This window comes from Alteromonas profundi (assembly GCF_010500865.1).
Classification (GTDB): domain Bacteria; phylum Pseudomonadota; class Gammaproteobacteria; order Enterobacterales; family Alteromonadaceae; genus Alteromonas; species Alteromonas profundi.
This window is the reverse complement of sequence record NZ_JAAAWN010000012.1, coordinates 51,374-75,927: the sequence shown is the minus strand read 5'-3', so window position 1 is coordinate 75,927 and position 24,554 is coordinate 51,374. Positions and strand designations below refer to the sequence as shown.

The 24,554-nt window shown below is 44.7% G+C and carries 21 protein-coding genes and 1 tRNA gene; 11 read left to right on the top strand and 11 right to left on the bottom strand.

The window, feature by feature from the left end:
* Position 1: 1 nt before the first annotated feature.
* The 7 genes from mrdA to leuS form a co-directional block, all read right to left on the bottom strand.
* Positions 2 to 1,891: a penicillin-binding protein 2 gene (gene mrdA / locus GTH32_RS10555; RefSeq protein ID WP_163085521.1), complete on the bottom strand. Its 1,890-nt coding sequence runs from the start codon at positions 1,889 to 1,891 to the stop codon at positions 2 to 4.
* 14 nt (positions 1,892 to 1,905) lie between these two features.
* The gene (gene rlmH / locus GTH32_RS10550) at positions 1,906 to 2,376 is read right to left on the bottom strand and encodes a 23S rRNA (pseudouridine(1915)-N(3))-methyltransferase RlmH (protein ID WP_163085519.1); all 471 of its coding nucleotides are present in this window, start codon (positions 2,374 to 2,376) and stop codon (positions 1,906 to 1,908) included.
* Positions 2,377 to 2,456: 80 nt separating this feature from the next.
* Positions 2,457 to 2,774 carry a ribosome silencing factor gene (rsfS, locus tag GTH32_RS10545; RefSeq protein WP_163085517.1) on the bottom strand — a complete coding sequence of 106 codons (318 nt, stop codon included), beginning with the start codon at positions 2,772 to 2,774 and terminating at the stop codon, positions 2,457 to 2,459.
* 12 nt (positions 2,775 to 2,786) lie between these two features.
* Positions 2,787 to 3,440 (bottom strand): nicotinate (nicotinamide) nucleotide adenylyltransferase, encoded by a 654-nt coding sequence (nadD, locus tag GTH32_RS10540; protein ID WP_163085510.1) that lies wholly within the window; start codon positions 3,438 to 3,440, stop codon positions 2,787 to 2,789.
* A 4-nt stretch (positions 3,441 to 3,444) separates the two neighbouring features.
* A complete protein-coding gene (holA, locus tag GTH32_RS10535; protein WP_163085508.1) occupies positions 3,445 to 4,473 on the bottom strand; it encodes a DNA polymerase III subunit delta in 1,029 nt (342 codons plus the stop codon).
* Between the two features lie 3 nt (positions 4,474 to 4,476).
* Positions 4,477 to 5,001, bottom strand: a complete 525-nt coding sequence (locus tag GTH32_RS10530) for an LPS-assembly lipoprotein LptE (protein WP_163085610.1) — start codon at positions 4,999 to 5,001, stop codon at positions 4,477 to 4,479.
* 2 nt (positions 5,002 to 5,003) lie between these two features.
* Positions 5,004 to 7,607 carry a leucine--tRNA ligase gene (gene leuS, locus GTH32_RS10525; RefSeq protein ID WP_163085506.1) on the bottom strand — a complete coding sequence of 868 codons (2,604 nt, stop codon included), beginning with the start codon at positions 7,605 to 7,607 and terminating at the stop codon, positions 5,004 to 5,006.
* A gap of 517 nt (positions 7,608 to 8,124) precedes the next feature.
* On the opposite strand from leuS, the gene GTH32_RS10520 reads away from it, so the two are divergent.
* Entirely contained in the window at positions 8,125 to 10,521 is a 2,397-nt protein-coding gene (locus GTH32_RS10520; protein WP_163085504.1) for a Lon protease family protein, read from the top strand.
* 144 nt (positions 10,522 to 10,665) lie between these two features.
* On the opposite strand, the gene GTH32_RS10515 is transcribed toward GTH32_RS10520, so the two are convergent.
* Both GTH32_RS10515 and yhbY read right to left on the bottom strand, forming a co-directional pair.
* Positions 10,666 to 11,442, bottom strand: coding sequence for an SDR family oxidoreductase (locus tag GTH32_RS10515; RefSeq protein WP_163085503.1), 777 nt, complete (start codon positions 11,440 to 11,442; stop codon positions 10,666 to 10,668).
* A gap of 98 nt (positions 11,443 to 11,540) precedes the next feature.
* Positions 11,541 to 11,834, bottom strand: coding sequence for a ribosome assembly RNA-binding protein YhbY (yhbY, locus tag GTH32_RS10510; protein WP_163085502.1), 294 nt, complete (start codon positions 11,832 to 11,834; stop codon positions 11,541 to 11,543).
* Positions 11,835 to 11,929: 95 nt separating this feature from the next.
* Between yhbY and rlmE the strand changes: the two genes are divergently transcribed.
* From rlmE to GTH32_RS10460, 10 genes are all read left to right on the top strand, one after another.
* Positions 11,930 to 12,559 carry a 23S rRNA (uridine(2552)-2'-O)-methyltransferase RlmE gene (rlmE, locus tag GTH32_RS10505; RefSeq protein WP_163085501.1) on the top strand — a complete coding sequence of 210 codons (630 nt, stop codon included), beginning with the start codon at positions 11,930 to 11,932 and terminating at the stop codon, positions 12,557 to 12,559.
* A gap of 111 nt (positions 12,560 to 12,670) precedes the next feature.
* The gene (ftsH, locus tag GTH32_RS10500; protein WP_163085500.1) at positions 12,671 to 14,617 is read left to right on the top strand and encodes an ATP-dependent zinc metalloprotease FtsH; all 1,947 of its coding nucleotides are present in this window, start codon (positions 12,671 to 12,673) and stop codon (positions 14,615 to 14,617) included.
* A gap of 85 nt (positions 14,618 to 14,702) precedes the next feature.
* Positions 14,703 to 15,524, top strand: coding sequence for a dihydropteroate synthase (gene folP / locus GTH32_RS10495; protein ID WP_163085499.1), 822 nt, complete (start codon positions 14,703 to 14,705; stop codon positions 15,522 to 15,524).
* Between the two features lie 15 nt (positions 15,525 to 15,539).
* A complete protein-coding gene (glmM, locus tag GTH32_RS10490; RefSeq protein WP_163085498.1) occupies positions 15,540 to 16,883 on the top strand; it encodes a phosphoglucosamine mutase in 1,344 nt (447 codons plus the stop codon).
* A gap of 95 nt (positions 16,884 to 16,978) precedes the next feature.
* On the top strand, positions 16,979 to 17,722 hold the full coding sequence (gene tpiA, locus GTH32_RS10485; protein WP_163085497.1) for a triose-phosphate isomerase: 744 nt from the start codon (positions 16,979 to 16,981) through the stop codon (positions 17,720 to 17,722).
* 10 nt (positions 17,723 to 17,732) lie between these two features.
* Complete coding sequence (gene secG / locus GTH32_RS10480; protein ID WP_163085496.1) at positions 17,733 to 18,122, top strand: preprotein translocase subunit SecG; 390 nt, start codon at positions 17,733 to 17,735, stop codon at positions 18,120 to 18,122.
* 6 nt (positions 18,123 to 18,128) lie between these two features.
* Positions 18,129 to 18,214 (top strand) — tRNA-Leu (locus GTH32_RS10475).
* Positions 18,215 to 18,450: 236 nt separating this feature from the next.
* Positions 18,451 to 20,745, top strand: a complete 2,295-nt coding sequence (locus GTH32_RS10470) for an EAL domain-containing protein (protein WP_163085494.1) — start codon at positions 18,451 to 18,453, stop codon at positions 20,743 to 20,745.
* 495 nt (positions 20,746 to 21,240) lie between these two features.
* Positions 21,241 to 22,083 carry a hypothetical protein gene (locus tag GTH32_RS10465; RefSeq protein WP_163085403.1) on the top strand — a complete coding sequence of 281 codons (843 nt, stop codon included), beginning with the start codon at positions 21,241 to 21,243 and terminating at the stop codon, positions 22,081 to 22,083.
* Between the two features lie 235 nt (positions 22,084 to 22,318).
* Positions 22,319 to 22,477 carry a YqaE/Pmp3 family membrane protein gene (locus GTH32_RS10460; RefSeq protein ID WP_163085492.1) on the top strand — a complete coding sequence of 53 codons (159 nt, stop codon included), beginning with the start codon at positions 22,319 to 22,321 and terminating at the stop codon, positions 22,475 to 22,477.
* A 78-nt stretch (positions 22,478 to 22,555) separates the two neighbouring features.
* Here the strand turns inward: GTH32_RS10460 and GTH32_RS10455 are convergent, their stop codons facing one another.
* The gene (locus tag GTH32_RS10455) at positions 22,556 to 22,999 is read right to left on the bottom strand and encodes a hemerythrin domain-containing protein (protein ID WP_163085490.1); all 444 of its coding nucleotides are present in this window, start codon (positions 22,997 to 22,999) and stop codon (positions 22,556 to 22,558) included.
* 198 nt (positions 23,000 to 23,197) lie between these two features.
* Positions 23,198 to 24,541, bottom strand: a complete 1,344-nt coding sequence (gdhA, locus tag GTH32_RS10450; RefSeq protein WP_163085488.1) for an NADP-specific glutamate dehydrogenase — start codon at positions 24,539 to 24,541, stop codon at positions 23,198 to 23,200.
* Positions 24,542 to 24,554: the final 13 nt, after the last annotated feature.

The following is a 24,554-nucleotide window of genomic DNA, read 5'->3' as shown; positions in this document are numbered from 1 at the left end:
CTTAGGGGTGCCCCTTGGCAATGGCAGGTTCAAACAATCTATCGCGGAAGTAAAAATCCATAATTTGACGCGCCACGGGGGCAGCATTGGAGCTACCGCCGCCGGCGTTTTCTAATACTACAGTCAGGGAGATCTCGGGGTCGTTGAACGGCGCAAAGCCTACGTACATGGCATTATCGCGTAGATGCTCGTCAACTTTTTCTGCGTCGTATTTTTCGTTTTGACCTACCGAAAAAAGCTGTGCAGTACCGGTTTTTCCGGCGGGGTCGTATTCAGTGCCTTTGAACGCATTCCGTGCAGTACCTTGTTCACCGTGGATAACATCATGCATAGCGCTAAGGACGATATCGAGGTTATTTGGGTCTTTTATTAGCATTGGTGCAAGATGTTTGAGCGGCAATACATCTACGCTGTCATCGCTATTTTTATAGCCTCGAATAATTTGCGGGATAACGCGTTCGCCGCGGTTAATAAGCGTATTTAGCGAGTTGGTCAATTGTATTGGTGTGGCTGTCCAGAAGCTTTGCCCAATGCCCACAGGAATGGTATCGCCTATATACCATGGTTGATTAAAACGGGCGCGTTTCCACCCTCTACTAGGCATATTAGCATCTGACTCTTCGTATAAATCGACACCGGTAAAATCACCAAAACCAAATTGATACATGGCTTCACTAATTTTATCAATCCCTAGCTTATAGGCTAAATCGTAGTAATAGGTATCGCAAGATACTTCAATCGCTTTTGATACATTTACTTCGCCGTGGCCCCATTTTTTCCAATCGCGCCATACATGAGATACGTTAGGTAGCTTGTAGCGGCCGTTGTCGAAAATAGTATAGTCTTCTGTAACCACGCCTTCCTCTAGGCCTAGTAACGCTAAGTGTGGTTTTATAGTCGAGGCGGGGGGATACTGGCCCTGGGTTGCTCGGTTTATCAAAGGGCGATCTGTTGAATTAAGTAAGGCAGAGTAATTCTTGCTACTAATGCCATGAACAAATAGGTTTGGATCGTAGCTAGGGTTAGAATAAAGCGCTAAAACCCCCCCGGTCTTCACATCGGTTACTACCACCGCACCTCGCTGACCCTCTAAGGCTTTTTGTGCAGCTAGTTGCAATTCAATATCGATATTAAGCACAATGTCTTTGCCAGGGACCGGCGGGGTAGTATCGAGCACGCGAATTATGCGCCCTTGGTTGTTCACTTCCACCTGCTGATACCCTACGGTGCCATGAAGTAATTCTTCATGGTACTTCTCGATACCCAGCTTACCAATATCGTGAGTGGCGGCGTAATTGGCTTCTTGGCCAGCTTCTACCAGTTTTTGTAAATCTTTTTTATTGATACGCGCCACGTAACCAAGCATATGGGTTAGGGTTTCTTTGTACGGATAATGGCGGGCGAGGCGAGCTTCTATTTGCACCCCAGGGAACAAGTGCTTACTGGCAGAAAAAAGGGCGACGTCTTCTTCGCTTAACGTGGTGCGAATAGCAACTGGTTTGAAACGGCGTTGGCCCTTTAAACTTTTCTCGAAGCGTTCTCGCTCTTCGGTGGTAATTCCCATTAGTTGGGTAAGACGGCGCAACGTTTGTTCTAAATCGTCGGTTTGTTCTGGAATAATTTCTAAATTAAACACTGGGCGGTTTTCGGCTAACAACACCCCGTTTCTATCAAAAATTAGGCCGCGGTTAGGGGCTACCGGCAGTACTTTTATTCTATTGCCATTAGAACGGGTTTGATAATCTTCATACTGTTCGACTTGTAACGAATACAGATTATTAAGCACAATACCTAACATAAGCACGACAACAGCAAAGGCAATCACTGCCCGACGCGCAAATAAATTGGCTTCTGCCGAGTGATCGCGAATCATTTGACGCTTGCGCTGCATAGGCTAGAAGTCCATTACTCTCGGTGATAGGGGTGGTTTTGCGTAACTGACCATGCGCGATACAGGCTCTCAGCAAGGATGATACGTACAAGTGGGTGGGGCAGGGTTAGCGCAGACAATGACCACTTTTGTTCAGAGGCAGCAATACACGAGGGCGCGAGCCCTTCAGGGCCACCGATAAGTAGACTGACGTCACGGCCATCCATCTTCCAACTGTCCAATTGTTTCGCTAAGGTAGGGGTATCCCAAGGTTTTCCAGTTACCTCAAGGGTTACCACTTTATTACCTTTAGGAATGGCAGCAAGCATTTGCTCGCCTTCTTTATCAAGGATGCGCTTTATGTCAGCGTTTTTACCTCGTTTACCTGCGGTTATTTCAGTAAAATAGACAGGCAGGTCGGCAGGGAAGCGGCGAATAAATTCATCTACGCCTGTATTAACCCAGGCTGGCATTTTAGTACCAACAGCGACAATTTGTATTCGCACTACAGGTTCCTTTGCTATTTTGCATGGCTACCTATGCCGCAAAAAATACGGCAAGGTGGCGTGTATTTAGACGATGTAGACTATGACCAGAGTTTTTCTAACTGGTAAAAGTCACGCGATTCATCTTGCATAACATGCACAATAACATCACCAAAATCGACAAGGACCCATTCTCCAGTTTCTTTACCTTCAATACTGGTAGGTGCGATATTAGCCTGTTTAGCTTCTACCACCATATTTTCTGCAATTGCAACCACATGGCGTTTAGAGTTACCTGAACAAATAATCATGGTATCTGTAATGCTAGATTTGCCACGAACATCCAGTTCGATAATGTCGCGGCCTTTCATGTCGTCTATTTTGTCTTTAACGAACTGATTGAGTTGTTGACTCTCCAAGTGTTTTCCTCACTAATTTGATAAATCTTGGTATAACTGATGTGTGTCGATATAGTCTATAACCTTAGGCGGAACCCATTTTTTCAATAGGTCTGCCTGCGCTGACGATGTCGAAGCGACGGCGCTGCGCAATTCGGTTGAAGACACGGGGTGAAGTGGGGTATCTGCGAGTATTACACAACCATGTTGTTTTTCATGTAATTGGGAATAATCGTCGGTTTTATTAGCATCTAACCAAGCTACTATCGACGATGGAGGCGAAAAACGCTCGCCATCGCGACGCATCACTACTAAGTGACAGTAATCGAGTAGACGCTCCCACTCAAACCAAGACTCAATATTATACAGAGAATCTGCGCCAATGAAAAAGCAGATTGAATCTTGATGTTTTTGCTGTAAACATTCCAGTGTACGAACGGTATATGATGGGCTGGGCAATGACAGTTCCAGCGATTCTACATATAACCTGGGGTCTTCGGTACAGCATAATTCCACCATGTTTACCCGATGGTTTTCATTCACTGACACCTGTTTGTGCGGCGCTATCTTACAGGGCATGAGTCCTAAAGCAGAAACGCCTATGCTATCAAGTAAAGATAAGGCGGGCTTAATATGCCCGTAGTGCGGGGGATTGAAGGTGCCACCGAGTATTGCACGCAACGCCATATTGCTAGGCTTCCATAAGCGGAATGTGATAAATATTAATGCCCATAAATAGCATACATAAGTGACATAACTTTACGAAAGGCTTGCTAACCACATTTTGTTTAAAAGCTAAGTCAGCTTCAGTGAGTGCCTGTTGTATACTCAATAAACTTTCCGCGTTAAGACGATTCATTGCTTGTTGGTAATAAGCTTGACGGTTTCGCCAAATACCGTATTTTTGCCATTGTATTGGCTCGCGGCTTTGGGCAGCAGCGTGAAGCTTCCACAAGGTTTCCCATTCGCGTATTAGCGCCCAAATAATAATATTGGGTTCTAGCCCCTCACTTTCTAACCTATAGAGCATTTTTACACAGCGCGTACTATCCCCTGCTAGCATGACATCAACCAATTGAAAAACGTTATAGCGGGATTGATCCACCATTGCGTACTCAATTTGCTCATCGGTCACGGTACTTTTTGGGTAGAGCAGGGCCAATTTATCTATTTCTTGCTTGGCAGCAAGCATATTCCCTTCACAAAAATCAGCAATTATTTTAAGCCCGGTGGCACTGACGGACAAACCATGATGTTGAAGTTGCTGATTTAACCAACTGGATAGTTGCCGTCCTTCTAAGGGATAGCAAAGTACTGAAACGCCTTTCGCATCAAGTACTTTAAACCACTTACCCCGTTGCACGTCTTTACCTATTTTGGGGCCATGAACCAACAATAAAATATCTGGGTTCAATGTGTCTGCTATTTGCTGCAACATCTTGCTGCCTTCTGCCCCTGGCTTGCCCGTGGGTAACTCTAACTCAATAAATTGCTGAGAAGAGAATAGCGACATACTCTGGGTGGCGTCTAACAGTTGGTTCCAAGAGAACCCTGTATCGGCGACTAAAACCGTACGTTCTTCGAAGCCATTTTTCTTAGCAAGGGCGCGAATACTTTCGATAACATCGAATTTTTGTTGAGGCTCGTCACCAAATACCAGATAACACGGTTTCAACCCTTGCGCTATTTCCTTGTTAAACTGGTTAGGATAAATTTGCATAAACTAGAGGTTAGTCTGTTGTACGTTGGCTTGACTGGATAAGCGACGAATAATGATGTCGGCCGCTTCAACGCGCATTTCTTCTAGCACTAAATCGAGTTCCCTTGACTTTGCAAGCACCTGATCAGGGTCGTCTTGATAATCACGGATTACTTCAAAATTCGCGAGAATAGCCTGCTTATCAGGAAACTGGACCTTATAGCGAACGTTGTAAATAAGTTCATACTCAGCTACCTGTCCTGACGGGTATACAGACAGTAAGCGGCGCTCTAACGCCTCGGGCATAAGGTACACAGCCACGCCGCTTTTTGTTTCTTCGGTAATTTGTTGTTGATAAATGCCGTTTAAGCCATACACAGTTAAACGCTTATAGAGTGCGCGGCTAAGAGGAGCATGTGCCTTGGCACTGCCTATAATAACCGCATTAACGTTGTCAGGCAGACTCGGGGCACTGCGTAGGTGAAAGCCGCACCCTGAAATGATTACCGCTGCCATCATTGCTACTGTGTAGAGGAAAAAACGGCGCATCATTAGTTCGCCACTATGTTAACAAGGCGGCCAGGAACTACGATGACTTTGCGGATTGTTTTGCCGTCAATAAATTGTTGTACATTTGGCTGCGCCTTTGCATCTGCCTCAATACTCTCTTTACTGGCATCCGCGGCCACCGTAATTTTCGCACGAACTTTACCGTTCACTTGCACTACAATCAGCTTTTCATCTTCTACTAGCGCATCCTTATCCGCTTCAGGCCAAGCTGCTTGCTCGATGTCGCTGTCGTAGCCGAGCATGTGCCATAGGGTATGACAAATATGCGGGGTAATAGGGTTGAGTAGCAGCAGTACCGATTCAACCGCTTCGCGCATAACGGCTATATCCTGCGCTTCATCTTGAGGCGCTTTTTGAAGATGATTTAACAATTCCATAATTGCTGCTATGGCCGTGTTAAATGTTTGACGGCGGCCAAGATCATCACTCACCTTTTGAATTGTTTTGTGTACTTCGCGGCGCAGTGCTTGCTGATTTTTGTTCAGCGCTTTAACGTCAATTGCAACCGCGTCGCCTTTCTCAAGATGCTCGGTAACCAGCTTCCAAATACGACGTAGGAAACGGTTTGCGCCTTCAACACCAGAATCTACCCACTCAAGCGTTTGTTCCGGTGGCGCGGCAAACATAGTAAACAAACGCACGGTATCAGCGCCGTATTGGTTAATAACCTCTTGAGGGTCGATGCCGTTGTTCTTCGACTTTGACATCTTTGTCATACCGCCATGAATAACCGCCTCGCCGTCGCGGGTTAACCACGCCTTAACTATTCGTCCTTTCTCATCTTTTTCAACGGATACTTCGGTAGGTGAGTACCATGTTTTCTTGCCGTTTTCATCTTCACGATAATAAGAGTCGGCCAGTACCATACCTTGACAAAGCAGACGCTTAAATGGTTCATCGGAATCTACTAAGCCTTCATCACGAAGTAACTTGTGGAAGAAACGTGAATACAATAGGTGCAATATTGCATGCTCAATACCGCCAATATACTGATCTACCGGCAACCAATAGTTCGATGACGTTGGGTCAAGCATTGCATCGTGATTAGTTGCACTCGCGTAACGCGCGTAGTACCACGACGATTCCATAAAGGTATCAAAGGTATCAGTTTCACGCGTGGCTGCCTGCCCCTGATAGGTTGCTTTCGACCACTCGGGATCGGCTTTAATAGGCGAGATAACGCCATCCATTTCAACGTCTTCGGGTAATACAACGGGAAGCTCATCGGCTGGAACAGGAACAGACTCGCCGTTTTCTAAGTTTAACATAGGGATAGGCGCACCCCAGTAACGCTGGCGGCTAACGCCCCAGTCGCGAAGACGGTAGTTAACTTTACGCTTACCTCGACCTTTGCTTTCTAGTTCTTTTGCAATAGCATCGAAGGCTTCATCAAAGGCTAACCCATCAAATTTATCAGAATTGATTAAGGTGCCTTTTTCGGTAAATGCCGCTTGCGTAAGATCGCACTCTTGTTGTGCGTCTTCTTGCGCGCGAATAACCTGCTTAATGGTTAGCCCATACTTGCTCGCAAATTCCCAATCCCGCTGGTCGTGTCCGGGTACGGCCATAACTGCGCCAGAGCCATAATCCATTAATACGAAGTTTGCTACCCACACAGGCAGCAACTCGCCGGTAAGGGGGTGAATAGCTTCAATACCTGTAGCGCACCCCTTTTTCTCCATAGTCGCAAGCTCTGCTTCCGCTACTTTAGTGTTTTTACACTCGTCAATAAAAGCCGCAAGTTCAGGGTTATTGTTAGCCGCAAACTCTGCTAAAGGATGTTGCGCTGCAATGGCAACATAGGTAACACCGTAAAATGTATCTGGACGGGTGGTATAGACGGTAAGATCATGTATGCCGCTGGCGTTTTTTGCCAAATCAAAGGTAATATCGACACCTTCTGAGCGACCAATCCAATTTGCCTGCATGGCGCGAACTTGATCAGGCCACTCTTCTAGTTGCTCAAGATCAGTTAACAACTCTTCTGCATAATCTGTGATTTTGATAAACCATTGAGGAATTTCTTTTTGTTCCACCAGCGCGCCTGAACGCCAACCACGGCCGTCGATGACTTGTTCATTCGCTAAAACGGTTTGATCAACAGGGTCCCAGTTAACCGTAGAGTTCTTTTTATAGACTAAACCCTTTTCATATAAGCGGGTAAAGAACCACTGTTCCCATCGATAGTAATCAGGTTTACAGGTGGCGACTTCACGATCCCAATCATACCCAAAGCCTAGCGAGCGCAGCTGAGTTTTCATGTAATCTATATTTGAATAAGTCCACTTTGCTGGGGCTGTTTTGTTATTAATAGCTGCGTTTTCTGCAGGCAGACCAAACGCATCCCATCCCATAGGCTGAAGTACATTTTTACCCTGCATACGTTGGTAACGACTGATTACGTCACCAATGGTGTAATTTCGAACGTGCCCCATATGGAGTCTACCACTGGGGTAAGGGAACATAGAGAGGCAGTAGAACTTTTCTTTATCTGCATCGTCATTTGCTTTAAATGACTGATTTTTTTCCCAGTATTGCTGAACACGTTGTTCTAATTCTTTAGGGTTGTACTGATTTTCGGCCATGAAACTTAGGCTTCCACATTAATATAGGTTTAACGTTAATAAATCCTCTATGAATACGCGCAAAGGCTAAACGGCATAAGCCGAAAACGTATTTATAGAAATTTAACTTACATATAGCCTTATAGAATACCCTAGCGACGTATCCGCGCTCAATAGCTTAGGGAGTTATAGTGCTATATTTATCTGTGCTTGTTGAAAAACTAATCATTCCTGACTAATAGACGGCTTAATTTCGCTGAAATGAACCTGTGTGAGTTTTTTAAAGTTATTTACCGTCTCATGCTTTCGTGCCTCACTGTAACAGGGTTCTGTTTTGGTTTTTAAAAAGCCGAAGGCAATACAATTACCAAACGGGACCTCAAAAAAGCGTGTTTTAGCGATCAAGCCTCGGTTTTTTATTAAAACTTGCTGCTTTATTCATCTATTAGAGAGGCCAAGTGTAATAATGCAGCATAAGGGTTTGACAGACCTTCATTAACGGGTTTCACTTACCACAAAGATTCAAAATATAAGAACTATGTCAGGCGAAATTAAGCATACAGCACTTACTCCTTCTTCTCTTACTCCCACCATCAATCGTAGAGCGATTAATAGTGCGCTTAAAGACGATGAAGCTCTCCATGCTACTTTTATTGGGCAAGAGCGGGCGCGGGAAGCACTTACCTTTGGATTAGGCATACATGCCAAAGGGTATAATTTGTATGTAATGGGTGAACCGGCAACCGGGCGCTTTTCGTTAGTTAAAGATTATATAGAGCGCCATGTAATGGCATTAAATCCACCTGACGATTGGTGCTATATAAATAATTTTGATGACGAACGCGAACCTGTTGCGCTGCGTTTTCCTACCGCGGGGAGTAAAGCCTTTCACGCTGATATAAAGCAGCTGATTGACGATGTACTTGATACATTGCCAGTGACGTTCGATAACCCAGGCTACCAACGCCGTCGTGCCGCTATTTCGCGGGACTTTGATAAAAAATACGATAGCGCTATTGAAGCGCTAGAACGCTATGCAAAAGCCAACGGCGTGGCGATGTTTGAAGAAGAGGGCACCATATCGTTTTCACCTATAGTAAATGGAAAACCCATTAACGACAGCGATTTTGCCACCCTTAACGAGACAGACAGAGAAGGGTTTTATGCGCTAATTGATGATCTCGAAAACCGTTTAAGTGAGAGTTTATTAAGCCTTCCGTCGTGGAAAAGAGAAAATTCGGAGCGCCTGCGTGCCCTCGATAAGCTGACAGCAGAGCAGGGAATTAAGCCGCTTATAAAGTTGCTAGAACACAAGTACGCAGCAGAACTTGGCATTTTAAAATACTTAAAACAACTTAAAACTGCATTGGTAGACGCTATTTTAGTAATAGTGCAAGAAGAGCGTAAAGACGAAAAGAGCGACGAATTCGATAAACGTTTGTTCTTAGAGGAGCAGTTTCTACCTAATGTATTGGTATCAAATACCCTTGGCGACAGTGCACCGATAATCTACGAACCTAACCCAACTTATCAGAATTTATTTGGCAAAATTGAGTACACCAATATTCACGGCAGTGTATATACGAATTATAGGATGATACAGCCCGGCGCACTGCATAGAGCGAATGGTGGTTATTTGTTATTAGATGTCGATCAGCTTATTGAGCAACCCTATGTATGGGATACATTAAAGCTAGCGGTTAAATCCGGTCGCATAAAAATGGACCTGCCACAACAAGATGTGGGGATGGTTAACGCTATTACCTTAACCCCGCAACCCATCGATTTGCAGGTGAAAATCATCCTGTTGGGCTCACGGGATCTCTATTACACCTTGCAAGATTTTGATGATGAATTTGATGAATTGTTTCGTGTATTGGTTGATTTTGATTTAGAAATTCCGGTAACAAGACAAGCGCTTTTCGATTTCGTTGGAAAAGTAAGAATGCATCTTACAAGCCTCAACTTAGCTGGGATCACGGCAAACGCCATGTGCCGTTTGGTGGAATATTCTCTGCGCATGGCTGAACACCAAGAAAAGCTTTCTGCCCATTTCGCAGAAGTCATCGAGTTAGTTAGCGAAGCCCATTATTTTTGCGTGAAAGCAGGCAGTGATACTTTAGAACTTGACCATGTAAAGACGGCACTGGCAGCGAAAAAAAGACGTACAGGGCGAGTAAGCCAAGCATTACTGAACGATATTAAAGAAGGCCATGTGCTTATTGCCACAGACGGAAATGCAGTAGGTAAGGTAAACGGGCTTACCGTGCTTGATATAGGCGATACCGCTTTTGGTACGCCAGCGCGAATTACCTCTACCGTATTTGCCGGCGCTAGCGGCGTGGTAGACATCGAGCGTGAAGTAGAACTCGGCCAACCTATTCATTCAAAGGGGGTTATGTTACTTACTGGCTATCTTGGCTACAAGTACGCCCAACACTTTCCATTAACTCTCTCTGCAAATATAGCGTTAGAACAATCATACGGGCATATTGATGGTGATAGTGCCTCGCTTGGTGAATTAGTCGCGCTTATCTCGGCGCTAACCGAGATCCCTTGCTTACAAGCACTGGCTATTACTGGGTCTATCAATCAGTATGGCGAGGTTCAAGCGGTGGGCGGGGTGAATGAAAAAATAGAAGGCTTTTTCGACCTCTGTCAGCACCGTGGCTTAACCGGCAAACAGGGGGTTATCATTCCGAAATCTAACGCTATTAACCTGGTATTAGACTCAACTGTGGTTGAAGCTGTGAAAAAAGGCGTGTTTCACATATATACGGTGGAAACGGTAGATGACGCGCTCGCCATTCTTATGCAACAAGATGCTGGTGTGCTAAGTAGTCGCGGCCGCTACCCAAAAAATACCATTAACTACCATGCATTGAATCGCCTTTATAATATTTCCCTCATGGTCAATGGGGGGGAGGGCGAATAGCGATAGGCTTTATCTATGCCCCTTGTTCCGGTGCCTAATTTGCCTGCAACCGTATCCACGATAACAAATGGCCACGATAACAAGTGGCCATTGATATAATTCCTACGCTGTTAGAGGAGGGGTAATGTGTCTACGGGCGCTCAATTATTTAGCGGGCATCCGTAAACCACCGTCTAAACGTATTGTTTCGCCATTGATATAACTGTTTTGCGCCAAATGTATAACTAATTTGGCAAATTCTTCTGGTAACCCTAAACGTTTAGGAAATTGCACGTTCGCCGATAGGGCATCTTGTACTTTTTCCGGCATCGCGAGTAGCATAGGCGTGCCCATTACTCCCGGCGCTATGGTGTTTACACGAATTCCCAAAGGCGCTAAATCTCGCGCCATGGGTAGCGTTAGCGCAATAATGCCACCTTTACTGGCTGCGTAGGCAGTTTGACCAATTTGACCTTCATAGCCGGCCACAGAGGCGGTATTTATGATGACACCGCGTTCACCCTCATCATTGATAGGCGCTTGCTTTGCCATAACACTGGCAACTAAACGGGCGACATTAAAACTACCCACTAAGTTAATATCAATGGTTGATTGAAATTCGGCTAAAGGCGCAGGCGTGCCTTCCCTATCGAGTATTCGTTTCGCCGGGGCTATACCCGCGCAGTTAACGCATAACCTAATATCGCCAAATTTATCGCTACAGGCCTCGAGCGCATTAGCGACACTCGACTCATCGCGTACATCTACCTGTACGAAAAAGGTATGTTCTTCGCCTAACTCGGCCACGCGCTGCGCGCCAACATCGCCATTCATGTCGAGTAAGCAAACGTTGGCCCCCGAGTTTCTAAGCGCTACTGCGGTGGCATGACCAAGACCGGAGCAGCCGCCAGTTACAAGGGCAGTTAAATTTTCTAATTGCATATATTTCCCGTGAATTAGATTATAGTTATTAACATAATCTTAACGGGTAAGGCGGGGAAAAACTACGATGCCGGCCGAAACCGGCAAAGGTGAGTGATTTATTTTGGCAACTGTATTTTACGCTCTTCACTTGGGCGGTATAGTATTAGTGTGTGACCAATAACCTGAAGTTTTTCAGCATTGGTTTCACGAACTATAGCGTCAATGATGAGCGATTTTTCGTCGCGATCGTCAGTTGGTACCTTAACTTTAATTAATTCGTGGAAGTTTAGGGCGTTGTCTATTTCCGCTACAACCCCCTCTGTAAGGCCGTTTGCACCTAGTTGCACAATTGGCTTGAGCGGGTGCGCAAGGCCTTTAAGAAATTGTTTCTGTTTATTTGAAAGTTTCATGTAGTCAATATTCTTACAATTTATCTATAAGTTTTAGCTTGAAATAACGTATTCTAACGCCATCTTCTCTACAATCCTAATGACATTGTAATAGAATGACAAAAAAGAAACACTCCGCCAGCAGTAAACGTTGGCTACAAGAACATTTTGATGACCATTATGTGCAAAAAGCACAAAAGCAGGGTAAGCGTTCTCGTGCCTTCTTCAAATTAGAAGAAGTGCAGCAAAAAGATAAGCTTATTAAACCGGGTATGACAGTAGTCGACCTAGGTGCTGCGCCAGGGGGATGGTCTCAGTTAGCGGCAGAATTAGTCGGCGATAACGGACAAGTTATTGCGTGTGATATTTTACCTATGGATGCCATTGTAGGGGTAGACTTCTTACAAGGCGATTTTCGCGAAGATGCAGTTTTAGATGCACTTTTGAACAGAATTGGCGGAAAGAACGTAGACGTAGTGTTATCTGATATGGCACCTAACTTGTCAGGCAACGCATCTGTTGACCAAGCTGGATCTATGTATCTGTGCGAACTTGCGTTAGATATGTGTCATCAGGTACTTAAACCAGGCGGTAGCTTTGCAATTAAAGTCTTTCAGGGAGAGGGCTTTGATGAATATTTGCGGGCATTGCGCGGTTCATTTACCAGCATAAAAACACGTAAACCAGATTCATCCCGCTCGCGTTCTCGTGAAGTGTATTTGGTGGCTTGTGGGTATAAAGTGTAGTACTCTTTCGAGTAAGCGATTTTCGTTGCGAAAGGTTGTAGGTTAAGTGAACAATATTCAATATTGTTACTCTAACAAGCAGACTTTCGGTTTTTTTAGAGGTTAGTAGCATTGAGCGATATGGCAAAAAATTTAATCTTATGGTTGGTTATCGCCGTTGTGTTGATGTCTGTATTCCAGAGCTTTTCACCTAGTGAATCAGCTCGGTCACAAACAGATTACACAACATTCCTAAGAGAAGCTGAACAGGGAAATATCCGTGAAGTTCGCATCAGTAATGATGGCGAGATTCGTGGTACAAAGCGTTCAGGGGAAACGTTTCAAACCAACGTACCTTACTTCGATGATAAATTAGTATCAGACTTAGTTAAAAACGACGTTCGAGTTTATGGTGAACCACCAGAAGAACAGTCAATTTTAACGTCTATCTTTATCTCTTGGTTCCCCATGCTTCTGCTTATTGGTGTGTGGATCTTTTTCATGCGTCAAATGCAAGGCGGCGGTGGTCGCGGAGCAATGTCGTTTGGTAAGAGTAAAGCCCGTCTTTTAGGCGAAGACCAAATTAAAACCACGTTTGCTGATGTAGCAGGGTGTGATGAAGCGAAAGAGGATGTGTCTGAACTCGTCGATTTCCTAAGAGATCCTTCTAAGTTCCAGAAGCTAGGCGGTAAAATTCCTAAGGGCGTGCTTATGGTAGGTCCTCCAGGCACGGGTAAAACCTTATTAGCAAAAGCCATTGCAGGTGAAGCAAAAGTTCCGTTCTTTACTATCTCTGGTTCTGATTTCGTTGAGATGTTCGTTGGTGTGGGTGCATCCCGTGTACGTGACATGTTTGAACAAGCGAAGAAAGCGGCCCCTTGTATTATTTTCATTGATGAAATTGATGCAGTAGGTCGCCAGCGTGGAGCAGGTTTAGGTGGTGGTCACGATGAGCGTGAACAAACGCTTAACCAAATGCTGGTAGAAATGGACGGCTTTGAAGGCCACGAAGGCATTATTGTTATTGCTGCGACCAACCGCCCAGATGTTCTTGACCCTGCGTTATTGCGTCCTGGCCGTTTCGACCGTCAAGTTGTTGTAGGTCTGCCGGATATTCGTGGCCGCGAGCAAATCTTGAAAGTGCACATGCGCAAAGTGCCTGTGTCTGACAACGTTGAAGCCAGCGTGATTGCCCGCGGTACTCCAGGTTTCTCTGGTGCTGACTTAGCCAACCTTGTTAATGAAGCTGCGTTGTTTGCCGCTCGAGGTAACAAGCGTTTGGTTTCAATGGAAGAATTTGAGAAAGCCAAAGATAAGATCATGATGGGCTCAGAACGTAAGTCTATGGTTATGACAGAGTCTGAGAAAGAAATGACCGCATACCACGAAGCGGGTCACGCTATCGTAGGTCGTTTGGTTCCAGAACATGATCCTGTCTACAAAGTATCTATTATACCTCGCGGTAGAGCGTTAGGTGTGACAATGTACTTGCCAGAGCAAGACCGCGTGAGTCACTCTAAGCAACACCTTGAAAGTATGATATCTAGCTTGTTTGGTGGTCGAATTGCCGAACAAATTATTTACGGCGATGACAAGGTGACTACGGGTGCTTCTAATGACATTGAACGTGCTACTGAGATAGCCCGTAAAATGGTTACACAGTGGGGTCTTTCTACTAAGATGGGACCTATGCTTTACGCGGAAGATGAAGGTGAAGTGTTCTTAGGTAAATCTATGTCTAAGGCCACGAATATGTCTGATGACACCGCTAGAGCCATTGATGCAGAAATTAAATCGTTAATTGATAGCAACTATGATCGCGCACATAAAATTCTTGAAGAAAATATCGATATTCTTCATTCGATGAAAGATGCGCTTATGAAGTACGAAACCATAGATGCTAAGCAAATTGATGATTTGATGAAGCGTAAAGAAGTTCGTCCGCCTGCAGATTGGGATGACCGCGCGCCGAAAGGGGGCGATAAGCCAAGCGGCGGTAAGCCAGCTCGTGAAGGCGAAATTACCAATGATGGCGTTGATAAGCCCTCTGTAGGTAAGCCAGGCGATATACCAAGCTAACGCGTTGGTTTTCATTTAGAGTTTAAAAAAACGCCAGTTAATCTGGCGTTTTTTGTTTACACCTTAGAATAAAAAAGTGAGCACTATGCAGTTTGCCACCCGTAACTTAGATTTATCTCGCCCGCAAGTGATGGGTATTTTGAACGTTACCCCAGATTCATTTTCTGATGGGGGGCAGCACACTTCGTTAGATCAAGTAATAGCGCATGCGCGTAAAATGGTAGAACAAGGCGCAAGTTTTATTGATGTGGGCGGTGAGTCCACGCGCCCCGGCGCCAAGGCTGTCAATGAAACAGAGGAATTAGACCGAGTTATTCCCGTTATTGAACGACTGAATCGGGAAATAGACTGCGTTATTTCGATAGATACCAGTAAAGCCGTGGTGATTGAAGAAGCCACAAAAGCGGGAGCCGCGCTCGTTAACGATGTGAGGGCGTTGCGTGAACCGGGCGCGTTAGATGCAGCGGTTGCAGCCGGTGTTCCTGTGTGTTTAATGCATATGCAAGGGCAGCCCCGCAGTATGCAACAAAACCCACAGTATGATGACGTGGTCGAAGAAGTGGGGGCGTTTTTATGTACACAAGCACAGGTGTGTATTGATGCCGGTATAAGAAAAGAGAACATCATTTTCGACCCCGGTTATGGCTTTGGCAAAAGCCTAGAACATAACTACGCGTTATTGAAATACCTTCCTCGCCTTCTTGAGTTAGGGTTTCCGTTATTGGTGGGTATGTCCCGTAAATCTATGATTGGCAACCTGCTCAATAGAAATGTTGATGAACGCTTGGCGGGGAGTGTGGCAGTCGCTACAATTGCTGCCCAAATGGGAGCTCAAATTCTGCGTGTTCACGACGTTCAGGAAACGAGTGATGCAGTAAAAATTGTGAACATGTTGAACCAGATTTAATAAGGATAACGATAAATGGCGCAGCGCAAATATTTTGGTACTGATGGCATCCGCGGCAAAGTGGGTGAGAGTAATATTAATCCCGAATTCGTCATAAAATTAGGTTGGGCAGCCGGAAAAGTGCTTGCCGGAAAAGGTACCAATAAAGTACTTATTGGTAAAGATACTCGGATTTCTGGGTATATGCTTGAGTCGTCGTTAGAGGCAGGTTTATCCGCAGCGGGTATCGATATCGGCTTACTTGGTCCCATGCCCACACCTGCCATTGCCTACCTAACTAAAACCTTCCGCTCGGAAGCCGGTATCGTTATTAGTGCTTCACATAATCCTTACTACGACAACGGCATTAAATTTTTCTCAGCGGACGGCTTTAAGTTAGATGATGATATTGAAACTGCAATTGAGGCCATGCTTGATGAACCTATGACATGCGTTGCGTCAGATAAATTGGGTAAGGCGACGCGCATTAATGATGCGGCGGGCCGATATATCGAGTTTTGTAAGGGGACTTTCCCCTCGAAATTGTCATTAACTGGGCTAAAAATTGTCGTAGATTGTGCCCACGGTGCTACCTACCATATTGCCCCTAACGTGCTTCGTGAGCTCGGGGCCAATGTGGTAGAAATTGGCACCTCTCCAAATGGTTTGAACATCAATCAAGATGTAGGCGCTACCTCTATGGCTGCGATTGTTGAGGCAGTAAAAAGCCATCAGGCTGACTTAGGGTTTGCGCTGGATGGCGATGGTGATCGCATTATGATGGTAGATCATCTCGGTAACGTAATTGATGGCGATCAGATTGTGTATATGATTGCTCGCGATGCGCTTAAAAGCGGCAAACTTAACGGCGGTGTGGTTGGCACCCTAATGAGTAACCTGGGCTTGGAAGTTGCCCTTAGCCGTCTGGGTGTTCCTTTTGCCCGCAGCAATGTAGGCGATCGTTATGTGATGGAATTACTGCAAGAAAAAGGATGGACCATAGGGGGCGAAAATTCTGGCCATATCCTTAACCTTTCTACATCTTCAACAGGAGACGGCATAGTGGCTGGGTTGCAAGTTATTGCTGCTATGTTACGCGCCGATATGAATTTACACGATTTAAGTAGTGGTTTTGATATGTTCCCACAACGACTTATCAATGTTCGCTATCAAAATGCGGGGGTAGACTATTTGTCCCATGAGAAAGTTAAAGCCTCTCAAGTGGAAGCAGAAGCGGCCTTAGGAAAGCGAGGGCGTGTATTGCTGCGCAAAAGTGGAACTGAACCCCTTATTCGGGTTATGGTGGAATCAGATGATAGCGCCGAATCGGATAAGTGGGCGCAACATATCGCAGAAACTGTTCGTAAAGTCGCCAATTGATTGGCCTGTCAGGAAATTTTGCGTTTTATGCTTGTATATTTTTACTGAAATCGTTAATATCACGCCCGCTTTAAGACAGGGCTAAGGTCTGTAGTGTGAATAATAAAAGAAAGCCATTTGTGGCAGGCAATTGGAAAATGAACGGAAACCGTTCGTTAGTTGAAAGTTTTGTTGCTTCACTAGACAGTGACGTAGCTCAACATGTGGATGTTGTAATTTGTCCACCAGCTGTGCTTCTTTCATCGTTTAACTCAGCGTCATTTAGCCTAGGTGCACAAGATGTAAGCGCGCAAGATAATGGTGCGCATACCGGTGATATGTCGGTAGACATGTTTAAAGAAGCGGGTTGTGAATATATTATCGTGGGGCATTCTGAACGTCGAGAAGACCACGGTGAGAGTAACGCCCTTATTGCCGATAAAGCAAAAAAAGTACTCGCAGGTAAGCTAACCCCTATCGTGTGTGTAGGCGAACCTTTGTCAGTACGAGAAGCAGGTAACGTAGAAAGTTATATTGCAGAGCAATTAGATGCGTTAATCACTGCACTAAGTGTAGATGAGCTCGCAAAATGTGTGATTGCTTATGAACCAATTTGGGCCATAGGTACAGGTAAAACTGCCTCACCTGAACAAGCACAAGATGTACATAGATTTATTCGTGAGTATTTCGCTAAAGTAGACGAAGCACTTGCGAACGGTTTGCGCATTTTATACGGCGGTAGCGTAAAACCGGATAATGCGAAGACATTATTCGCTCAAGCCGACGTGGATGGTGGCCTCATTGGTGGCGCCAGCTTAAAAGTAGAAGATTTTATTTCAATTTGCCAAGCGGCAAACTGACGAGGTAATTATGGTTTATGAAGTGCTACTTGTAGCCTATTTGGTTGTAGCGTTACTGCTTATTGGATTTGTACTTATCCAACAGGGGAAAGGTGCAGATATGGGCGCTTCTTTCGGTAGTGGCGGCTCTAACACAGTATTTGGTTCTTCAGGTTCAGGTAATTTTATGAGCAGAACCACGGCAATTCTAGCCGGTTTGTTCTTCTTTATTAGTTTAACGCTTGGCGCGTTAACAGCGAATAAAGAAAGTGCTGTAGATGACTGGGAAAATTTAGAAATTCCAGCAGCTGAAGCACCTGTTCAAACATCAGCTGATCAAGATGTACCTGTCGTTGACACGCCGGTAGCCGGGGATGATGTTCCTCAGGTGGAAGAAAATACGTCTGACGTACCAAATTAAGTTTTAGCGGAAGTGGTGGAATTGGTAGACACGCCATCTTGAGGGGGTGGTGAGCATAGCTCGTGCGGGTTCAAGTCCCGCTTTCCGCACCAATTTAGAAACCCGTATATCGTAGATATACGGGTTTTTTTGTATCCAGCCATTGTATTTATCCTAGTTGCCATAAATTTAGAGAAAAATTTATGGCAACGATTCACTCATACTATAAATTGGTTAAATAGGGTGGGGTAAACACTATTCGTATTAGTTTAATTGGGCTATGCTAAGGGCTGTGTAAGCGAAACGATAATAATAAACATGCAAACTCAAACTCGCTAGGAGCACTAGCGTGCAAATTTCCCTAACTCAAAGTCTGTTTAGAACCCTTTTAATTGGCATTCTAACTGCGGCCGTTTTAATCGTTGCCTCTATATGGCAGTCGGCGAACGAATTGGTAGAACAGAATATCGACCACGATATTGAGATTACTCAAAAGGTTTTCTATCGTCTTACTAAGGATCGCCAGGTTCTAATAAACAGTGTATCGAATGTATTATCAAAATCGTACGACTTTAGGCGCGCAGTAGGCACTGCAGACAGACTGTCTATTGAAACCGCGTTTGCTAGTTACGCAAAACGTATTGACACTGATGTTATGGCGTTAGTTGACCTAGATCATAAGGTCATTGCTTCTCATACCGAGTTAGTTCGTCCTGGTGAGCACTTCCCCGCAAGCACCCTGTTAGCCGGCAATAATCGGCAAAGTGATTATTTTCTCATCGACGATACATTGGTGCACCTAAGTCTTTTTCCTGTAGAAATCCCTACGCTTCGTTATTATTTGATAATTGGAATTAAATTTGATGAGAAGCTATTAAAAGACCTTAAAAAGCTTGTAGATGCTGAGATTATTATTAGCAGTAGGCACGATAACCACTTGCTAACAGCTAGCTTACCGTTAGAAGATGCCAAACATATACTGGCAAGCGACACGTCTCCAAGCTGGATTGATGTTACGTTTAATCAGCAACATACTTATATTGTTCGGCCAGGTTCGCTTCCTTTTATGGATGCGCTAGCGGTTAACATCACTATTGCCAATGATGTTTCAGAGACCTATAGGTCATTTACACATATTCAGTTATCCATTCTTGTTGTTACTAGCATTGCAATAGTCATTGCACTTGGATTTTCTATGTTATTGGCACGCAATGTAAGTCGGCCAGTATCAAACTTAGTACAAGCGGTAAACCGGGTAGCCGAGGGTGAATACGGCGCTGTGACGAATCAAAATTCGAATTTAAAAGAAATCTCGGCGCTTGCGACAGCTGTAGATAGCATGCAAGAGAGGATTCAGCAGCGCGAACAGCGAATTAGCTATCAAGCCCAGCATGATGTATTGACGGGGTTGTTCAATAGAAACTATGTAGAACAGTACATTGAAGAACAAATGCAAGCGCAAAAAACCTTGCAGGTTGTTGCAATAACCGTCACTGGATTTCGTACAATCAACGATTTATATGGGTACTCTAACGGGGACAATGCGATAAGAACGATTGCAGAGCGCCTTCTACGGTGGCCAGGAACATCGGCACGGCTAGCTGGCGGGGAAGTGTTATACATTACACAGACACCGCTCACTGCAGAGCAACTCGAAACGCTTAAGCATATTATTGAGCAACCCGTAGAAACCAACTTTATAGCTATTCCTATTAAAATCGCTATGGCCGTAGTGAAATGCCCAGAAGACGCCAATAGCAGTGAAGAATTGTTTCGAAAAATGAATATTGTTTCTGATGAAGCAATTCATACAGGGCACTGGTGCGTCCATTATCGCCCTGATTTAGAAGCGCGGTACGTAAGACGTTTGACCATTACTACCGAATTAAAGCGTGCATTGGCATCAAAGCAAAATGAACTTTCCATGGTGTATCAGCCCAAAATAGATGTTCAGACCATGAAAGTGTGTAGCATGGAAGCCCTGATCAGATGGAACAATGCTAACCTCGGGTTTATCCCGCCGGATGAGTTTATTACTATTGCTGAGCAAGCAGGTCTTATAGAGCAGGTTACCACCTGGGTCATGAATCAAACGATTAGTGATTTGGCTTATTTTAGGCAACAAGGCTATGAGTTCACCGTGGCAATGAACCTTTCAACCCAAGATATCCAAAATAAAAAGCTATTGGATAAGTTGGTGAGGATACTTGCCGGAGCGGGGTTATCGCCAGCGTCACTTGAGCTTGAAATTACCGAAAGTGATTTAGTGGCCGATGCTTCATTGGCAATCGAGAACCTATCTTCTTTAACTGCGCAAGGCTTTCATTTCGCAATCGATGATTTTGGCACTGGGTATTCGTCACTCGCTTACTTGAAAAATTTGCCGGTAAAAACCATCAAAATAGATAAGAGCTTCATTTTGGCATTAGCTAACGACAAAGATGACCAGCAAATTGTGCGCGCGGTATTAGGCTTAGCCACTGCCTTTGACTTAAAGGTTGTTGCCGAAGGGGTAGAAGATAAGGATTCGTTAGCGATGCTGCAGCAGTGGGGATGCGATGTTGTACAAGGATATTATATTAGCCGTCCTCTCGCCCGTAGCAACTTAGAAGAGTGGTTGCATTCATCGCCCTATAGCAACTAACGCTTTGAGAGCATTAGCTTGGTAGCTTTAAACCGTTGCCCTAATACGCTGCGTTTAATTTTCAAAAGTTTTCTCGAAAGACATCCATGTCACGGACATGTCTATAATATTCTAGCGCTGAGGAAGGTGAGATCAGCAGGTTTATTTTGAGGGCGATGTTTGCAAATCATTGGTTTGGGTGCTAATTTCTAATAAGCTTAAAGCTAGTATTATCGTGCTAAGTGTAAAGTGGTCTACAGACGAGTTAGCCAAACACAAACATGGTTACTATTATGCTTTCACTTGGTGATTTCCTTCTTCGCAGCCGCCAAACCCCTTACCCTGTCTTTTTTTTAAAGGCGGCGCCGGGGCTAAAATCGTTTTTAGGCGTGCTTTTCATATGCTGCTCACTTTCCTCCTGCGCGTTAACGCCTTTTAAAGATAATAGTATTCATGGAGGTAAGGAAGAGGTCGCTATTATTAACACAGGGCCAAGACTCCGGTGAGCCAGCTAGTATGCCACCGCCACCGCCACCGCCACCACCGCCTCCCCCAGCGTCCGCGGTGGAAACAGCATCCCGTCGCCCCGCTAGCCCAATGACGCCCACTGAACCACAGCCCATTGGCGAACGCCCGTCGATAGGTGGAGCGTCGCCCGACAACAACTACGCACCTGATTTACCTACGCCTAATGGAGATGAGCATTACGAAACAGACGCAGCTATGTCTATAAGTCATTACGATGACATGGAGCACGCAAATATTGATATTGAAGTAATCCCGATAGCTGGAAGTGCACCTTCAGCGTCTGTAGATGAGCTTTACAAGGTAGAGTTAGCTGTCGATAAAAATATGAAAATACCGGGCATCAAAGGAGAACTGCGGGTTTGGATAGGGGGGATTGACCAAGAAACAGCTACACCCGATGACTTCGCTATCAACACTTCACACATCCCCGCCATCGCTGATTTTGTCCTCGTTACGCCTCGGGCCCCCGATTTTGATATTGAAGCGCAAGCAAATACTAATAGCTGCTTTGAGATTCATCCAACAGGCTCTACAGTGCGCTTCACGCTGACACCGAAAAAAGCTGGGATGTTTAGAGTAAGTGCTGATATCAAGCTTTTCCAAACACCGGACTGCTCAGGTGCCCATGTACCAAAAGCCGCTGAAACGTTAAGTGTTAATGTTGAAGTCGATCGCCTCCAGGTAGTTTACCGAAAAGTAGGGGAGTTAGGTGATATTTTATGGCGCGGGGTGCTAGATTTTTGGACGGGGGTAGTGGCGCTAATTATCGGTTTATTTTTATTTCTCATTCGCAAAAGGCTCGCTGCTTGGTTTGGCTATCACCCTCAGTAGTGCCTTACATTGGAGATAGTGAATGAACGTGTATTTTTACTTTTTCTGTTTCGTGGTGCGCCGTATACCAATAAGGTAGTGGGCAGCATAATGGCCGCGTGGGCGGGCCCATTACAATTTTCTTTTGCAGTTGGCAGCGAATATGCATTACATAGGCTATGCTGACTACAAGTAGTGTTTTTTTACGCTATAAGTTGGTTAACCGTGAAATTACTTCAAGAACAAGGAAATTATTATGGACATTATTCGCATTATCCTTTCAATCTTACTTCCGCCGCTAGGCGTATTTTTGCAAGTAGGTATAGGCGCGCATTTTTGGATAAATATTCTGCTGACATTGTTAGGTTATTTCCCTGGCTTGATCCATGCAATCTATATTATTGCGAAAAAATAGCGTAAGACGGACAGTTACAAAAAAGGTCAGCACATATGCTGACCTTTTTTATTTTGGGAACTTAACACTGAATAGATGCTAGTTTGCTACCAACTCTTGTGCCATCTCTTCTCTATATTCATCAGCAAGACTTTCCTTTTCAAACTCATTCAGTAAGCGACCTGCAACCTGAAAAAACTCTTGCTCCTCCTCGGCTAAATGATGCTCTACTTTTTCTTGTAGATTTTTTAAATACCTTAACCAAACAGGGGAGCTCATTTCGGTCTCATCTAACTTCTCAAGGATCTCATCAATTTCATGATGTTCTGCGATGGCATGTCGGGGTAAGTCGGGCGCTGCTTCCTTGTCGATAAGCTTAGCGTAAAAGTGACGCTCCTCTGCCACGGCGTGACCCTTAATTTGCGCTTTTAAATCTTGATAGTATTCACGTCGGGCTGCCGTATCTCCGCTTGTTTCCGCTAAAATTTTCAGCAACAGTCGTTGCTTTTCATGATCTTGACGAATAGCTTCAAAAATCTTCATGGGTAGTCCTCAATATAAGTGGTGTACTATTGAGGTAAATGCGAGAACTGTTCCAGTTTATTTGTAATCACAATTCAATGAAAATTAACGGTTTTTTTATAAAATGGAAAGCCTCGGGTGAATTATGGCGAGAATGCAGTGCATAAATTACACTGCACCCTGAACAATTGCTCAAAACGTTTTGCATGTTTAGCGAGGTTATACGCCTTGTGCCACCATGGCTTCCGCCAAACGTTTAAATGCAGCGATATTTGCGCCTCTGGCGTAATTGGTATTAGAATCCGTTTGCCCTTCCTCCAAACAGCGCTGATGAATATTTTGCATAATACTGCGAAGCTTATTATCTAGCACATCTCTATCATCTTGTGAAAATACCGCGTTTTGTGCCATTTCTAAGCCCGAAAGGGCAACGCCACCTGCATTGGCGGCTTTGCCGGGAACAAAGGTGATGTTGTTTTGACTAAAAACCGCTTGTGCATCTTGGTCGCAGGGCATATTAGCCCCTTCTAATACCATTTGACAGCCGTGCGCGAGGAGGTGTTGAGCGTCTTCCTCAAGCAGTTCATTTTGTGTAGCGCAAGGAAGGGCAATGTCTCCTTTAATACCCCATGGTTTTTCATTGGAGTACCAGTTCATAGGGTGTTGACTATGCTCTTTCAGCGCAGTAAGAATATTGTCATATTGACTGGCGTGTTCAATAGCCCAGTTTATATCATTTTCAGAATAGCCGTGTTCACAATACAAAAAGCCTCGGCTGTTAGAGAGGGTGAGTACCCTTGCTCCCATATGAACACACTTTAATGCCGCATGAAGTGCTACATTCCCAGCACCAGAGATGGTTACTTTTTTACCTTCAACCGTTGTATTTTGCGCCGTACACACAGCGTCTAGAAAATAAACCAAGCCGAATCCTGTGGCTTCTGTACGTATATGGCTGCCCCCAAACTCAAGCCCCTTGCCGGTTAATACACCCTCAAAACGGTTATTTAAACGACGGTATTCACCATACAAATAACCTATTTCCCGTGCGCCAACATTAATGTCACCGGCTGGAACATCGGTTTGTTCACCAATGTGACGTTGTAGTTCCCGCATGTAGGCTTGGCAAAATAGCATAATATCTCGTTCGTTTCGGCCTTTAGGATTGAAGTCTGCACCACCTTTGCCGCCGCCCATAGGGAGGCCAGTGAGAGCATTTTTAAAGGTTTGTTCAAACGCTAAAAACTTAAGCACCGAAAGAGACACTGATGGATGAAACCGTAAGCCTCCTTTGTAGGGCCCCATTACTGAATTATGTTGTACACGCCAACCTTGATTAACTTCTACTTCCCCGGCGCTGTTCATCCAGGTAACAGTAAAATAAATAATACGCTCAGGAAGGCATAGACGCCGTGCAATATCATAGTGTTTATAGCGTTCGTTAGCGCTGTAAATGGGTATAATATCGCTAAGTACTTCGCTTGTTGCTTGTAAATATTCAGCTTGATCATGAAAGCGTGTTTTTAAAAAGCTGGTTAATGTATCGAAATTGCTGGTAGACATTCGCTTAATGTTC

Bases quoted from the DNA above. Each gene is read 5' to 3' on its own strand.
- GTH32_RS10465 (WP_163085403.1), top strand. From the start codon at position 21,241: ATGCCACCGCCACCGCCACCGCCACCACCGCCTCCCCCAGCGTCCGCG.
- rlmE (WP_163085501.1), top strand. From the start codon at position 11,930: ATGACAAAAAAGAAACACTCCGCCAGCAGTAAACGTTGGCTACAAGAA.
- glmM (WP_163085498.1), top strand. From the start codon at position 15,540: ATGGCGCAGCGCAAATATTTTGGTACTGATGGCATCCGCGGCAAAGTG.
- yhbY (WP_163085502.1), bottom strand. From the start codon at position 11,834: ATGAAACTTTCAAATAAACAGAAACAATTTCTTAAAGGCCTTGCGCAC.
- mrdA (WP_163085521.1), bottom strand. From the start codon at position 1,891: ATGCAGCGCAAGCGTCAAATGATTCGCGATCACTCGGCAGAAGCCAAT.
- GTH32_RS10455 (WP_163085490.1), bottom strand. From the start codon at position 22,999: ATGAAGATTTTTGAAGCTATTCGTCAAGATCATGAAAAGCAACGACTG.
- holA (WP_163085508.1), bottom strand. From the start codon at position 4,473: ATGCAAATTTATCCTAACCAGTTTAACAAGGAAATAGCGCAAGGGTTG.
- nadD (WP_163085510.1), bottom strand. From the start codon at position 3,440: ATGGCGTTGCGTGCAATACTCGGTGGCACCTTCAATCCCCCGCACTAC.
- GTH32_RS10520 (WP_163085504.1), top strand. From the start codon at position 8,125: ATGTCAGGCGAAATTAAGCATACAGCACTTACTCCTTCTTCTCTTACT.
- GTH32_RS10515 (WP_163085503.1), bottom strand. From the start codon at position 11,442: ATGCAATTAGAAAATTTAACTGCCCTTGTAACTGGCGGCTGCTCCGGT.
- GTH32_RS10530 (WP_163085610.1), bottom strand. From the start codon at position 5,001: ATGCGCCGTTTTTTCCTCTACACAGTAGCAATGATGGCAGCGGTAATC.
- folP (WP_163085499.1), top strand. From the start codon at position 14,703: ATGCAGTTTGCCACCCGTAACTTAGATTTATCTCGCCCGCAAGTGATG.
- GTH32_RS10460 (WP_163085492.1), top strand. From the start codon at position 22,319: ATGGACATTATTCGCATTATCCTTTCAATCTTACTTCCGCCGCTAGGC.
- gdhA (WP_163085488.1), bottom strand. From the start codon at position 24,541: ATGTCTACCAGCAATTTCGATACATTAACCAGCTTTTTAAAAACACGC.
- secG (WP_163085496.1), top strand. From the start codon at position 17,733: ATGGTTTATGAAGTGCTACTTGTAGCCTATTTGGTTGTAGCGTTACTG.
- leuS (WP_163085506.1), bottom strand. From the start codon at position 7,607: ATGGCCGAAAATCAGTACAACCCTAAAGAATTAGAACAACGTGTTCAG.